Consider the following 13,381-nt stretch of genomic DNA (forward strand, 5'->3'; position numbering starts at 1 on the left):
ATGAAGAAACCACTAGAGCTTTTAATTTTAGATACAGGCCAGGATGTTCAAGCTGTCGCATATGCTCGATATAACAATAATTCAGCCGTGGAAATAATTCAATGCAATGCTATACCAGCTTTAAATGAATTTCGGATCCGCCTCAATCAAGTCGCGACTGGCGAGGCAGCATCACCACCTACGAAAGAAGAGCTTTCTATATTTGGAAAAAATCTGTTCAATTTCGCATTTAATAAAAAGGTATTAGACGTATACCGACGCCTTCCAAATGAAACTATAAAGATTCAAGTGATAAGTAACCGACCCGATTTCCAATCATTGCCTTGGGAATATTTGCAAGATCCAATGGCAAATATAGGACCTAACAGAAGCAGAGGCATAGTGAGAATTGTACCGACTATAGGAAACGAAATTCCTGAAATACGTAAACTGAAAAATAAATTACGCTTGTTGTTTGTCTATGCTGATCCCACAGATCAAGCATATGTTGCTTGGGAAGATATTCAAAATACAATTGAGCGTGAATTCCTCGGCAGGTTAGAACAAGGCACATTCGAAATGAAAGTTATTGAAGGGTCATCCATTGAACAATTAAATGAAGCACTGATTAGCAATAGTTACGACATTTTGCACTTTAATGGACATGGGTCCATAATAATGCAAGGTGTTGACAAAGGCACTGGTATCCTTGTTTTCAGGGATAGAGTAACTGGAGAATCGCAGGAGGTCCCTGCTTCAAAGCTTGCAATGATCTTAAGCGGCCGAAATCTCCAACTAGTTGTATTAAGCGCTTGTAACTCATCAGCAGGAGATTTTTCTAAAAGCTATGCTGTAGTTGCGCAAGCCCTGGTTGAGAGCGGCATTCCTGCTGTCGTCGCTAATCAGTTTGCAGTAACAAACAGTATAGCGGCTACGTTTTCATCAGGTCTATATAGGGGACTACTAGCAACAGGCGATATAGATGAAGCTGTTGCTGAAGGGCGGCAAGTCTTAGCCTTAGCTGATCACACAACGCTTGAATGGGGCATTCCGACATTATATCGACACGTAGACGCATCAAAGCTTTTCGAGGTATGAAAATCAATAAAAATACAATGGTTCACTTACCATTGCCGAAATCTTTGGAGTCTAAACCTAAACCCGAATCTTTTTCAGTAAGATCTGAAGCCATAAACAAAAGAAGAGGTAAAGCTAAAGTGGTTAGCTTAGGAGACGGAGTATTAGAAGTGAGTATAACGCCTGGCACATCCATAGCAGGCAAGAAGCTTGTGTTAAGTACAGGAGGTGGAAGCAACGTGGAGATACACGGTATAAACAATTTAATAAGTTCAAATGCAAACAGACTGGATGCACTTGCGGTAGAAAGTGGTGATAGTACAAGAATTGATTTTAATCAAACATTAGGTAAGCGCAGCGGCAAGCGCATCATCAGAAAAGTCACTGCGCAATTTAGTGACGATAAGAAATTGATAATAAATGGCCTAAAATATATTAAAAATATAGATTTAAGCAAAACCAGATGGGAAGCAACAAATAAGAGGGATCTAAACAAAACAACTGATTTCAATATTACGCGAAAGCATCGCAAGCCAGCTACTATAGTCATAGGGGTTTGGGATTTAGGGGCGTGGCTAGGAAATTTCCCTGATTTTTTAGAGGCCATGAATAAATCGCAAAATAAATACAAATTTCGGCCGGTTACTGCTACAGTGCCTTCAGGCATGATGCGCAAGCCAGAAGGCGTACTAAGCTGGCTAGAAGAAAATATAGATCATTCTTTGACAGATGAGGAAAAAACACATGTCATGTCTAACACAGTCGCCAACGATTTTTTTGTGGTTGCAGAGAAGATTCGGTTAGATTTAAAAATAGATTATTTAGTTGGGGTGACCCCAAGCATGATTGCGGGTAACGACGAAGGTCAGATATTTTGGAATCATTTCTCGTTTTTTAAAGATCGTTTAATTATAGCCTCTGCTTACGAACTCAGACAATTTGCGAAAGAAACAAAAACTTCTTTCGAAACATTTCTGGCAGGCATTATAACTGCGCAACTGCTTGTGGCTCAGTTTTACGAAAACGGATTAAATTTTCATAAGGATAATAGCGGATGCATTTTTGATTACAATGCAGATAGAAAAAGTTTGATGGGCAAAATCTCAAATTTGCATATCGATGCAGAATGTTTGCTCAAGATACCACTCCCTTTTCGCAAATCAGCTATGCAATTAGTTGGCTTTTTTTCAAAACTCTAAAGCTTCTTTGGGATATGATTCAGGTTGCAGTAATGATTCCTGGGATAATGGGATCTGTGTTAACGCTTGACGATGAAATTGTTTGGCCTGGATCCTTAATAGATCTTAAATTGCCTTATCGCAAAATGGACAAGTTGCTCAATCCCAACTTGGTAGCCGTTGATTGTATTAGAAAATTCTATTTGCCACAGTATAGTGATCTAATTGCTGACCTTGAATTATGTGGATTTTCTGAAAACCTTAATACATTAATTGTATTTCCTTATGATTGGCGAAAGTCAATTGAATCAAGCTCAGAGTTACTTGCCAATCGATTAGACAAAATTTTTGACGACAAAGGGGATGAAGTTGCAATTTACTTAGTCGCACATAGTATGGGCGGCTTAGTTGGTAGATATTATCTGGAAAGTGGATTGTTTAATAACCGACCAGGGTGGCATAAAACAAAAAAAATTATTACTCTAGCAACGCCTCACCGTGGGGCTTCCATTGCCTTGCCGTTGGTTTTAGGCAGTGAGAAAAAATTGTTCCTTAGTGCAAGCCAAGTGGGACAGATTGCCAATGATCCGCGCTATCCAAGTGCGTATCAATTGCTTCCACATAGAGGAGAGGTTATTGCTTGGCAGGAAATCAATTCAATAGATATTTACAACCCAAGTATTAGTAAAAAACTTGGGTTAAATAGTGAAAATCTAAAGTCTGCAGAAGATTTTCACACTAAACTTCAACAAGGTACTAGGCCAAATCATGTACAATATTTCTGCTTTTCAGGCAATCGAGAGAGGACAGTAGCATATTTAAAGATTTTAGCGCGAAGTGGTGGCATCTTAATTCCTGATAAAGTTGGCCAAGAAGACACTGGAGATGGAACTGTTCCCATTTGGAGTAGCACTCTTCCACAATGCCAATTTCTATATGTAGCAGGTGAACATGGAACGATATACAAGAATCAAGAATTGAGAAAGCTCCTCGCTGCTTTGTTAGGAATGCCTGGCGTATTAGCTGCTGGCACTGCAACTGAGATTTCCTTAAATGAAACCGTTGTTGATCCGAATCAAAGGGTTTATGCAACTTTAAAGCTTAGTCGAGGAACTACTTCTTTTGCTGGGGACATTGAGATTGCCTCTCTTAGCAATAGCGTAACGGGTACCATCATTGAAAATTTGGATCAAAAAAACTTTGTCAAATATGAAGGGCCAATTATTGTTTCTTTCTCTATTGCATTAACTGCTCCTTCGGTCAGAGGGCATTATATAGTCTCTTATAAGGACCACAGTGATATAGGGTCATCAGCCTCTGTGGAACTTATTGTACAGGCATAGCACGACATTTATATTTTAATATTTAATTTCGCATTTCTTTGAAAAAGAAAAAAATTAATAATGCCATTACAATTTGTATAATGCTACATGAAGTTAAATAAAAAAACATAGATGCATCAGAAGTAAAACTGAGGTAATCCAGTTAAACCGGATACAAATGGGACCTGGCTTGGAGTTGGGATTAGAAGTGGTTGGGAGCTAAATAGTCCAGGGTGGAATGGTAGCGTTCGGCGATGTAGCAGCTGATTTCGAGTCGGACTCTAGTACGGGAGAGCGGCTGCCGTCGAGCAGTTCGGATTTTAGCCGTCTCCAAAAGGATTCGGCGTGGACACTGTTGTGGCAGTTGTCGCGCCGGCTAATGCTCGACAAGGTCCAGTGGCGAGCCAGTAAGTCCTTGAATCGGGTGGGCGCGTACTGGCTGTCCTGGTCGGAGTCGACGATCAAGCCGGCTGGCGCCTGGCGTAGGGCTCGCACTTCTGGGTCGCGGGCTACTTCCAGACTGCCCACCTCAGCTACGAGCAGCGTTTGCCGCCAGCGGTAGAAAAGCTTGGGCATAACGCCCAACTGCTGCGCGGCAGCCTGCGTGCTTCGGCTTTCCGAGGCAAGGCGCGAGGCTTCAGCCTTAAATGGCTCTTCGCATTTACGCAGTTTGTATGGTGACCACCCGCTTGATCTTGATGCCATAACAGAAGAAATATACGTCCTTCTTCTGTCGTCATTTGATTACCTCATCCAGCTTATAGCCTCACTTTTCGGATTTCCACTTTCTGCCCATCTATTAAGAAAGTGAACTGTGTTGTTGTTTGACCGATTAGACTAGCATTGCCGAAGTGCATCTGACGGTGGTGGTTAGCACATAGAGTAATGAGATTAGCTAGCCCCAAGGCTCCTATGGAGAGGTGCGATACCGGATCGACGTGATGTGTTTCGACGTAAGGAATACCATCAGGCTTTCGAAAACCAATGGCGTTCAATCCCAGTGCTTCACAAACCAGGCATTTATGCTTTGTTAGCACTTTGACTTTGGCGGCAATTGCGCCCCGCTCAATGAAGGTTGACACCCGTTCTTTTAGCTGTGGACGTAACCGCTGCATCTTTTTTTCCAACCGGCCAAGCGCATCCAAGCTATCCGCATTTTGCTTGTCTAGAAACCCCTCAAAGTCCTCCTCGTCTATCACCTCATTGAGATAGCTCATCTGATCGGGAAACTTCTTCAACAAGTTGGCTAACCTAACGTTATCTGGGTTTCTATGAGCTGCCAGCTGGAGGATATGTAAGACATTGTCCGAGTTTAGGTAATTAAAGCCCTGCTTTGAAATCATCTTTCCTTCTGGAAGTAGCTTCTCACGCGCCACGCGGTCATTATTCAGCACAACGGGATTCTGAAAATAAATGATATCCTCCACCTGTGAGCGCACATTCCCAGCATCATATTTCTTAAAAACACGGTGCTTGGCTTTCCTCTCAAACCATCCGAGCTCAGGAAAGCCGTAGAGCCCTACAATGCATTTTCGGTTCTGATTCTGGTAGTCAGAGCTTAAGAAAAAGACCGCACATACATTCTTGGCTTTTTTCTTGTCCGGCAATCGACGCAGCATCGGCGTGTAACCGATGAAGCTGCCATCTGCTTCAGATGGATACTGCTCATGTCCGAAGTTGATGCTTTCGTGGGTGTGCTGGTTGTCCTTGACAAAATCATACTTCGACTGCTTCAGATCTGCATCAGTTGGATCAGCCGTCCAGTCGTTGCTGTTCCACGCAATAGACGCGAGTATGCCGTAGTTTGTAATCAGCTCCATTTTAGTGATGTCTATTGTGTTTTTCTGAGCAAGCGAATTGAATTCGTTCAGAATATTACTCCAAGTAAAGCGCTATTATTTAATCGATTTCTACTCTGCTCGCAGTCTTGGCACCCGAGCTATGATATGCTTTGCCAACGCTTCAGCGTCGGCACCGTGGTGGAACCGTCGATGACAGTTAGGACAGAGCGCCACGGCGTTTGTTACAGTGTCGCTACCACCTTGAGATAGCCATCGCACATGATGAACCTCCAAGTAGGGGACGCCCCCTGCTTTGATAAATGGAGCAGGTAGGCTGCAGGACTCGCAGTCACCGGCGGCGGCTTCTAGCACCCAGGCAACAACTTGTGGGCTGCGCACAAACTGCACCACTTCGCCCGCTACTCGCTTGGGATTGGCATCGCCAGTAGGTATGCCTTTGGGTCCACGACCAACTAAAGCTGCCGCTCGCCTTGCGAGAAGTACTAGGTCAGCCGTTGGCTCGCCTAAATGCCGTCCAAAGTAGCATTTACGCTCGATTACTCCTCTGATAGCGGCCGTAGCAGTCGGCCCCACATTCGATGCTGGCACCAAGCCTCTAACCCAAGGCAAGCCCATGGTGTCTAGCACATGAGATATATTCTGGAAGCGGAACTCATAAGACTTTACAGTGCGCCCATATCGCAGCGACAGTTCCTTATAAACATGCTTCTTGACCACCTGCTCACCTGCTGCCTGACTCTCAAACAGACCCTGGTACGCATCTACGGCTGCTTCTATCTCTTCTTCTGACCAGTTTGCCATAGGTATCTAGCTCTTAAGACTTAAAGATTGTAATGTATTGGCGTACTTCCTGCAGCTGATGGCCGCTAGCTAAAAGGCACAGCGGATGCGGTGGGCCCGCAAAGCATCCACACTGGGACGGTTTGCTTCCAAAGCAGGCAAGAAGATAGCCTTCCCATTGAGAGTTGCATACTCTGAGCCCGCTAAGTCAGGAGATAGCTCGACGACTAAGCTGATGGGATCAATCGCAAGAAGCTGCAAGTCAAATAGGGTATGGATATCGGCCCGCAGTAGCAATCCATTTTGGGTATAGTTGGTGGAGGGCCCTAGATAAGGAATAATGTGGGCTGCCTCCAAGAGTGGCTCTACCTTACAGCCCGTGATGGCACAGGCGCCGGAGTAAGCCTCAAGCAGGCTCTTCCGAAACGCCGACTGACCGCGCCGGCGAACGATGCTTGCCAATACCCACTCGCGCCCGTCGCGCACAGAAGCTGGGTTGAAGGCCGAGTGAGCGTCCTGGTCTGCTTGCACCTCGGCTATGCTTGGCATGCTGCCGCTGCGTGCAAGAATAAAATTGGCAGGGCGCTTTCCGCTGTGGGACTGGTACTCGAAGCGGCCCAGGTAGCGGAAGGCCGCATCGGGATACTGAAGGTGATTCTCGCGGTAGAATACCAGCAGCTCCAAGCCACGCGACTCATGGGTGATGATGAGCTGGTCGGTGCGGCCGGTCGGTTGCCCCGTCCAAGCCAGCGTGCTGTTGTCGGTAAGCTGGCTCTGGATTGTTGACCCACTTCCAGCACGTGCGGTGACGAATAGCCAGACCGAGTTATAGCCGCTGGGACGAAAGACGCCATCATCCAGGGTGGACTCGGTAATCACGAATAGCTGCCGCAGCTGGGCTCTGGTGTAGGGCTGCTCCTCTACTAGCTGGTCTGAGGCCAGGTGGGAATGTAAGCTAGACATGGTAGAGGTGCTGGATTTAGATATCGAGTGTAAGCCCCTACTCCCCTGCCAGCTTTACCATCTCAACGCCCGCGCTAGCTGGCACCCACACTGCGAGCGCAAAGGAGAAGACCCTTGGTCCAGAGTCGTTCTTCACCTCGAGTGAGTGAATCTGGAGCGAGAACTGCTCAAGCTCCCTAATCTCGATATCACCGGGATAGATAAGCTCCCCAGCCCCTTTTTTAGGGTTGCGGCCCTGGAATAGCTGTCTCACCTTTCCATTAACAGCAGCACGTGCTCTCTTTTTCCCTCCCGACATGCGATAGACTACTCCTTCAGCGCTTGCGTTAGCCTTACTGTAAGTTTCCAAGCTATTAGCCAGCATGGCAAAGGTGCTGCTGTCATCGGTCGACAGATAGATGTAGCTGCGCAACAGATCCACCAACTCCATTAAAGGGGCTTGCGCCACCTGGTGCTTCTGGTCAGTGGTACGATCAGCATGGCCCTTATCAACTTGCCACTTAGGCTCTTGGTCGTGCACGAACTGCTCAATGGCGGCCTTGTTGGCACTAAGCTCCGCAGCGCTGCCCAGCACTGCCCTGGTTTGAATCCAGCGTCCGCCGAAGCTATAGCGCTCGATGTCGTCGCTCATTACTGCGGGCCTAGTAAGCTGGGCGAGAGACGACGGCAGCGCTACGCAGCGCTCGAAGTCGTTGAGCATGCGGCCAGCATCGTAGGGCTGGAGGCGGAGGCGCAAGTCCGTCTCGTGTGTCACATAGTCGGTGAATGCCTCTTTCACATCGGAAGTCAGGTAGATGCGGCACAGATGCAAGTACTTCTCCTTATAGCCAAAGAAGCGAGCCCGCTGCTGCAGCGTATCCGCCGTTCCTGTGCCCAGGCCACGAGGCATATAGGTCACGGTGAGCCCTTCGACGGTAAAACCACGGTCCATAGCCTGCCCCCCGACTAGAATGAAAGAGTAGTGGCTATTCCAGTCAATCTGAGGTGCTGAGCCAGGCGCAGCGTTTAACAGCCTTATCTGGGTTGAGGATATAGCATACGGGAGCATCTTAAGATGCTGCTCAAAGGAGGCTATAGCAGGGTTGATGGTGTAGAGCTGCGCGTAGGTCTGCTGAAAGCTTACCACTAGCGCCTGCCTATCAGTATTGCCCTCGGGCTTCGCCAGCAGCTTGGTCCAAGTATCCTTCAAGCCCATCACCCAGCTAAAGTATAGCTGGTGGATATTGGTTAGCTGCGAAGGGTGAACCATCATGGAGCGATTGTTCTCGCTGGTGTTAGCGGCATAGCGCTCCGCTACTCCTAGGAAGAACACGCGCATGGCCTCGGCCAGCATAGCGGGCGGCCCACTTAGCGGGTTGTCGTCACTGTGTATCTGGGCTGCGGGAATAACCTTCACGAGCCTGGAGTCGGAGGAAGATGAGAAGAACCTCTCCCCCCCAGTGTATCCCGCGCCGGGCGTCAGCAGCTTGATAAAGTTGGGGGAGAGCTCATCCTGACGCTCAATGAAGAGCGGTGCCTGGGGCGTTGCCGTGTATTGCACAAAGGTGTGGTGTGGCAGCGCAGCCTTAAGGCTCAGCAGCTGGGCGTGAACGGCACTCAGCTTCTTGTCTAAGCCGCTGGCCACTCGCTTCCTGTTGGGCTTGGCCTGCGTGTTCATCCCCGCCTGGTCGGCCTCGTCGTCCACAATCAGCGTGGGCACCCCCTTGAACTCGTGCTGGAGCTTCTCAACAACCTGAATCAGGCTCTCCAGTCGCTTCTTGTTCTTCATTACGGCAATGACGACCGTGCGCTGCAAAGAGCGAGGAAGCAGGTCCGTCTTGTATTCCTGGAGCGTGGCGCGAATGTCCTCTAAGCCGTTGGCAAGGGTAGGATTCTTTACAATGCGCCACTCGCGAGAGTTAGCCCCGTTAAGCTGTAGGTCCTTTGTCAAGCGGTCCACTGACTGAGCTACTAGCACGTTAGACACCCCAGCTACCACGATGATCACCTGGTAGTCATTGTCGCGGGCCATCGCAATGAGCGAGGTGAAAGACATGGTCTTACCGCTCTGTACAAAACCTAGCGCGAGGCCGGTCTCTGCGCTGGTCTCCTCATATGGAGAGCCGCACAGGCCCATAAGCTCCTTTGTATCCGCCATTAGCTTCTCAGCCGCTGGTGCGGGGAGGCGTAGATGGTCTTTCAGACGGTCGACTTGTTGGCCGAGCTTTACAGACCAGGCCGTGGGAGTAGTGATTGAGGACATAGGCAGATAGAAAAATGGCTTAGGTAAAGCGCTGCTCAAAGACTTAGATTAGGGAGTGATAGCACCTCGCCTAGGTGATCCAGCAGGATGCTGGTATTCGTGGCGCCGCCATCATTTGCCAAGGCCTGAGAGATGGCTAAGCCAACAGCTAGGCTGATCAGTGCCGAATGACCCGTTGAGGGAGACTGCATCTTTTGGCCGAAGCCGTGCGATAGTGCTACCCGTACGCCAAGTAGCCTCTCTCCGGGAGCAGCCTTGGCCCCCGGAGGCAAGAGGTAATCACCGACTTCCATCCACTCGGTATGAGCATGCTCGATGCTCAGCTTAACATGAACCTGCCAGGAAATACTGTTAAAGACTAGCCGCACAACCTTAGCGACACTCTCGGACGCTGACTTCTCGACAGGGGGCTTCCCAGGAGGTGGCCCGATTGGTGGACCAATAGGAGGTTGGCTGACATAAGGTGGCCCGACTGGTGGGCTAACATGGGGCGGACCAACCGGAGGGGCTATGATGGGCTTAGCCTCATTCTTGCGGTACTTCTCTGCCTGGGCCAGTATTGGCATCTTCGGATCAGATAAGGCCTTCTGTAAATGGGCTAGGAATTCCTCCTCGTAGCCGTCCCACTGGAAGCCGTCTTTGGTATGGCTTACTCCAAAGCCGTCTAAGTGCAGCTCACCAAAAAGACGCTGTGAGCGGAAGCTGTTGCCGCGGCCGAATATCTGCTCGGGTCGGTAGCCCTCTTCAGTGCTGCCCTCAATGACACGGCCCCGCCGAAAGAGCGCGAAGCCCGCTTTGGAAGTCGAGCCAGTCTCTCTAATGGCGGCGAAGCCCCGCACGGAGCGGCCCTCTCCGACTGGAAAGTCTACCTCATGACGCCATAGAACGGGCGTGCCTTTATCATCGCTGTGAAGCGGAGCTGTTAGAATCACAGGATGCTCGTGCTCCAGCGTCTCTCCGTTCAGCTGAATTATAACTTCACCAGAGCGGATATACTCCCGGTAGATGCTAGCCAAGTGAGCTTTAATCCTGGCGATGGTCGTCTTGTTCTGGCTTTGAAACACCTGGGCCAGGTTGACTATGGTGTAGTGTGTCTCGACTGGCTTCTCCAGCACCTTGACTTGCAGCTCTTGGGTGCGGTTCTTAACTATGCTAGCCACATCAAACGTGACTGATCGAGCCACCGCCTCGCCTAAGGCCTTGGTTTGAACAGCCCATACTGGTGCAAACCAGCAGCTTGCGGCTTTCATTCCCATGCCAAACTCGGAGAGCTTGGTCTTATCGGGCGGGGCCTCCGCCATTCGAAGCGCGCGCCCCAAATCAGCGGCGCTAATACCAGCGGCGTTGTCTACCACCCGGATGACACGGCTACTAGCATCTATGGTAATGTCAATCTTCAGCTTGTAGCCCGGACCATTAGGCTTGAGTAGTGCCTCCGCCTTTAGCAGGGCCTCTTTATTCTTGAGGTAGCTGTCAATAGAGTTATCAACGTACTCGGCCAATGCGTACCAGGGCTTGTAGTTGAGGTAGCGAAGCACAGATAGCACCCCTACATCGGGGCGAATGCCAATAGTCTCGCTCATAAAACGGCTAGTGTAGGGATAGAGGAAAGGTCGAGCCACTGCTGCGCAGGCTTACTCTGAGATGGGCCTATAAGGCACGCGGCAACTTGTCTAACTACCTCGGCATTAACAGCATTGCCAAGGGCTCGGAATGCTGCCGTGTTATTAGAAGGTAAGCTGATGCCACCAAGTGACTGAAGCTTAGCGCCCTCACTAGCAGTTATGTAGCGATTGAGCCAACCAATTACAGGCACTTGGGTTGTAGTAGAGGAGACTAAAGCCGGGAAATAAGTTGGATGCTTCACTCGAATTCCAGATGGACGGAATTGAAAGAGAAGCTGGTCAAGGTGCCGAGGAGCACCTTGACAGTTCCACTCAAACTTCTGCCAGCTGAAGGGCAGCTTCCGAATCTTCTTCATCACTGGCTTAAGCTCATTCTTGTAACGCTCGAAGAAGGCACGGTTGCTAGCGATAAACTGCTGCTTCCACTTGGGGAAAACCACCTCTCCGCGGGCATAGGTTGGTATACGCTCTTGCTGCTTAGCTTTCTTCCGATCTAGCCTCTTTCCAAAAATGCCCTTATACTTGCCTAGCTGCTCGCGGCTCAGCATATAGGGCACCTCTGTCTCAAAAGGATAAGTCGCCTGGTACTCTGTGGCCCAGATTGGGAAGGAAGGTAGTGGCGCGTCCTCTGGCAGGCAGTCTAGAAACTCCTGCCACACAGCTATGGCATCTATCTCTCGCTGGGTAAGCGCCCGGGTTTCATCAGGAATATCATCCAGGATGCTGCGCACAGATATATCGGGTTGATTTTCTGTCTTGGGCCACGCAAACTGGCTAAGCCCCCCACTGGCGCGGCGAGCGGCCACAATGAACATTCGCTGCCTTAGCTGTGGTACACCAAACTGATGAGGCGAGAGTATCTTGTGGCTTACCTCATAGCCGGTCGCTTCTAGAGTTTCCTTAATTACTCGCCACGTGTTCTGCTTGTCATGCTTTAGCAGATTGGCTACATTCTCAAGCAGTAGGTAGGTAGGCTGGTGGTGCTCAACGATGCGCATGATCTCATAGAAGAGATTTCCTCGCACCTCATCCTTCATTCCTGCTTGGGCACCAGCTTTTGAGAAAGGCTGACAGGGAAAGCCTGCACAGAGCATGTCATGGGCTGGGATATCGTGCACGTTAACCTCCCGGATATCCCCTCTGACAAGCTCATCGGCTAAGCCGTAGTTATGACGATAAAGGGCCCGCAGGTCCTTGTTTAGCTCGGAGGCAAATACGCACTCCATGCCTAGCTGCTCCAACCCTACATGGAAGCCGCCCAGCCCGGCGAACAAATCAATAAATCGCAATCTCATTCGGTGTTAGCTGCTGGTAGCTATTAGTTTCTGAATCTGTAGTACTACCTCTTCAATGGAGGACTTGGTCTGACACTCCCAAACAGTATGAACCCTCCAGCCTAGCTCAGCCAGGCGATCGGCATTGAGGATGTCTCGGCGGGTGTTGCCGGCAAGCTTCTCGCTCCAGTAGGTGGCATTGTGGCGGGGCCGAGCAATGGCGCAGATCGGGCAGCTATGCCAGTAGCAGCCGTGCACAAACACGACGAGCTTCTTGGCCGTGAAAACCAAGTCAGGCTTACCGGGCAGGCCTTTTGAGTGCAGTCGATACCCGCGCACACCAGCCTTCCAGAGGGCTTTCCTGAGCAGAAGCTCGGGCTTAGAGTCCTTGGCCTTATTGCCCTGCATCGTCTTAGTGACGGCTTGGGACTTGGGCATCGGGTAGCCGCTCTCTGGAACTCTGAACTTTATTGCCACCTGTGCCTCATGTTATGGACCTACTCGACAACCTTAGCTATATGCTAATGATTTGAGAGCAGTAGCCCTACTTACAAAGCTACTCTGATGAAGGCAAGCGGACAAGCCCTTTGGCCTAAAGATGGCCTCAGTCAGACTGGAAGCGCCCATCTATATACCTAATGCATCAATGAGAGCTAGGCGACAAGCTAACAGCGACTACCTCTGCTGACTGATAACAAACTTTAGCAAGTAGTCATATAGCTGAGCCGCGAATGGCTCGGCATGCTCACGGTAAACACTAAAGATTAAGTTGTTGGACCCGCCAGCACAAGAGAACTTGTCATTGGGTAGCCTAGTGAAGCGAGCGTAGTGGCGGTAGAGGTCGATAATGAAGTCGGAAGGCTGCTCACGGGAGAGGGCCTTGAGCATTACCATCTCGGAAACATCGAACTCAACCTTGGAGTACTTGAGGGCATGAATGACACGAACGAAGGGTAGATGATGCTGCGCACAATACTGGTAGTGCGCGGAGTAGTCATCCTTCTTATCGACTATGAACTTCTGCATCTGGCTTGCGGAAAAACGTATGTGGCTTACTCCGTCTTTGACTGTGAGGGAGATGAAAACCGCTTACAACGGCTGCGGTAGCAGCGCCCTCAGAGGTAGCATTCAACAATAAT

The 13,381-nt window shown here is 49.5% G+C and carries 12 protein-coding genes; 3 read left to right on the top strand and 9 right to left on the bottom strand.

Features of this window, described 5'->3' with window-relative positions; all coding sequences use genetic code 11:
• Genes LGH70_RS22760 through LGH70_RS22770 form a run of 3 tightly spaced genes read left to right on the top strand, consistent with a single transcriptional unit; the run spans nucleotide 1 to nucleotide 3,577 of the window.
• Nucleotides 1–1,077 (top strand): CHAT domain-containing protein, encoded by a 1,077-nt coding sequence (locus LGH70_RS22760; RefSeq protein ID WP_226190379.1) that lies wholly within the window; start codon nucleotides 1–3, stop codon nucleotides 1,075–1,077.
• The gene (locus LGH70_RS22765) at nucleotides 1,074–2,255 is read left to right on the top strand and encodes a hypothetical protein (RefSeq protein ID WP_226190381.1); all 1,182 of its coding nucleotides are present in this window, start codon (nucleotides 1,074–1,076) and stop codon (nucleotides 2,253–2,255) included. Before LGH70_RS22760 ends, LGH70_RS22765 begins: the two co-directional genes overlap by 4 nt.
• The gene (locus tag LGH70_RS22770) at nucleotides 2,183–3,577 is read left to right on the top strand and encodes an esterase/lipase family protein (RefSeq protein WP_226190383.1); all 1,395 of its coding nucleotides are present in this window, start codon (nucleotides 2,183–2,185) and stop codon (nucleotides 3,575–3,577) included. The genes LGH70_RS22765 and LGH70_RS22770 overlap by 73 nt, the downstream gene beginning before the upstream one ends.
• 198 nt (nucleotides 3,578–3,775) lie before the next feature.
• Here the strand turns inward: LGH70_RS22770 and LGH70_RS22775 are convergent, their stop codons facing one another.
• From LGH70_RS22775 to LGH70_RS22815, 9 genes are all read right to left on the bottom strand, one after another.
• Complete coding sequence (locus LGH70_RS22775) at nucleotides 3,776–4,261, bottom strand: transposase (protein WP_226190392.1); 486 nt, start codon at nucleotides 4,259–4,261, stop codon at nucleotides 3,776–3,778.
• A gap of 53 nt (nucleotides 4,262–4,314) precedes the next feature.
• The gene (locus LGH70_RS22780) at nucleotides 4,315–5,376 is read right to left on the bottom strand and encodes an HNH endonuclease signature motif containing protein (protein ID WP_226190394.1); all 1,062 of its coding nucleotides are present in this window, start codon (nucleotides 5,374–5,376) and stop codon (nucleotides 4,315–4,317) included.
• Nucleotides 5,377–5,466: 90 nt separating this feature from the next.
• Nucleotides 5,467–6,159, bottom strand: a complete 693-nt coding sequence (locus tag LGH70_RS22785; RefSeq protein WP_348533757.1) for an HNH endonuclease — start codon at nucleotides 6,157–6,159, stop codon at nucleotides 5,467–5,469.
• A gap of 69 nt (nucleotides 6,160–6,228) precedes the next feature.
• Entirely contained in the window at nucleotides 6,229–7,017 is a 789-nt protein-coding gene (locus LGH70_RS23895; RefSeq protein ID WP_226190396.1) for an HNH endonuclease, read from the bottom strand.
• A gap of 121 nt (nucleotides 7,018–7,138) precedes the next feature.
• The gene (locus LGH70_RS22795; protein ID WP_226190412.1) at nucleotides 7,139–9,343 is read right to left on the bottom strand and encodes a Z1 domain-containing protein; all 2,205 of its coding nucleotides are present in this window, start codon (nucleotides 9,341–9,343) and stop codon (nucleotides 7,139–7,141) included.
• 35 nt (nucleotides 9,344–9,378) lie between these two features.
• Nucleotides 9,379–10,926 carry an ATP-binding protein gene (locus tag LGH70_RS22800; protein WP_226190415.1) on the bottom strand — a complete coding sequence of 516 codons (1,548 nt, stop codon included), beginning with the start codon at nucleotides 10,924–10,926 and terminating at the stop codon, nucleotides 9,379–9,381.
• Nucleotides 10,923–12,257: a DNA cytosine methyltransferase gene (locus LGH70_RS22805; protein WP_226190424.1), complete on the bottom strand. Its 1,335-nt coding sequence runs from the start codon at nucleotides 12,255–12,257 to the stop codon at nucleotides 10,923–10,925. Before LGH70_RS22805 ends, LGH70_RS22800 begins: the two co-directional genes overlap by 4 nt.
• A 12-nt stretch (nucleotides 12,258–12,269) precedes the next feature.
• On the bottom strand, nucleotides 12,270–12,680 hold the full coding sequence (locus tag LGH70_RS22810; RefSeq protein WP_226190426.1) for a very short patch repair endonuclease: 411 nt from the start codon (nucleotides 12,678–12,680) through the stop codon (nucleotides 12,270–12,272).
• Between the two features lie 237 nt (nucleotides 12,681–12,917).
• A complete protein-coding gene (locus LGH70_RS22815) occupies nucleotides 12,918–13,268 on the bottom strand; it encodes a hypothetical protein (RefSeq protein WP_226190427.1) in 351 nt (116 codons plus the stop codon).
• Between the last annotated feature and the right edge of the window lie 113 nt (nucleotides 13,269–13,381).

Source organism: Hymenobacter nitidus, assembly GCF_020447315.1.
GTDB lineage: Bacteria > Bacteroidota > Bacteroidia > Cytophagales > Hymenobacteraceae > Hymenobacter > Hymenobacter nitidus.

Bases quoted from the DNA above. Each gene is read 5' to 3' on its own strand.
- LGH70_RS22780 (WP_226190394.1), bottom strand. From the start codon at position 5,376: ATGGAGCTGATTACAAACTACGGCATACTCGCGTCTATTGCGTGGAAC.
- LGH70_RS22800 (WP_226190415.1), bottom strand. From the start codon at position 10,926: ATGAGCGAGACTATTGGCATTCGCCCCGATGTAGGGGTGCTATCTGTG.
- LGH70_RS22770 (WP_226190383.1), top strand. From the start codon at position 2,183: ATGTTTGCTCAAGATACCACTCCCTTTTCGCAAATCAGCTATGCAATT.
- LGH70_RS22765 (WP_226190381.1), top strand. From the start codon at position 1,074: ATGAAAATCAATAAAAATACAATGGTTCACTTACCATTGCCGAAATCT.
- LGH70_RS22785 (WP_348533757.1), bottom strand. From the start codon at position 6,159: ATGGCAAACTGGTCAGAAGAAGAGATAGAAGCAGCCGTAGATGCGTAC.
- LGH70_RS22810 (WP_226190426.1), bottom strand. From the start codon at position 12,680: ATGCCCAAGTCCCAAGCCGTCACTAAGACGATGCAGGGCAATAAGGCC.
- LGH70_RS22815 (WP_226190427.1), bottom strand. From the start codon at position 13,268: ATGCAGAAGTTCATAGTCGATAAGAAGGATGACTACTCCGCGCACTAC.
- LGH70_RS22775 (WP_226190392.1), bottom strand. From the start codon at position 4,261: ATGGCATCAAGATCAAGCGGGTGGTCACCATACAAACTGCGTAAATGC.
- LGH70_RS22760 (WP_226190379.1), top strand. From the start codon at position 1: ATGAAGAAACCACTAGAGCTTTTAATTTTAGATACAGGCCAGGATGTT.
- LGH70_RS22795 (WP_226190412.1), bottom strand. From the start codon at position 9,343: ATGTCCTCAATCACTACTCCCACGGCCTGGTCTGTAAAGCTCGGCCAA.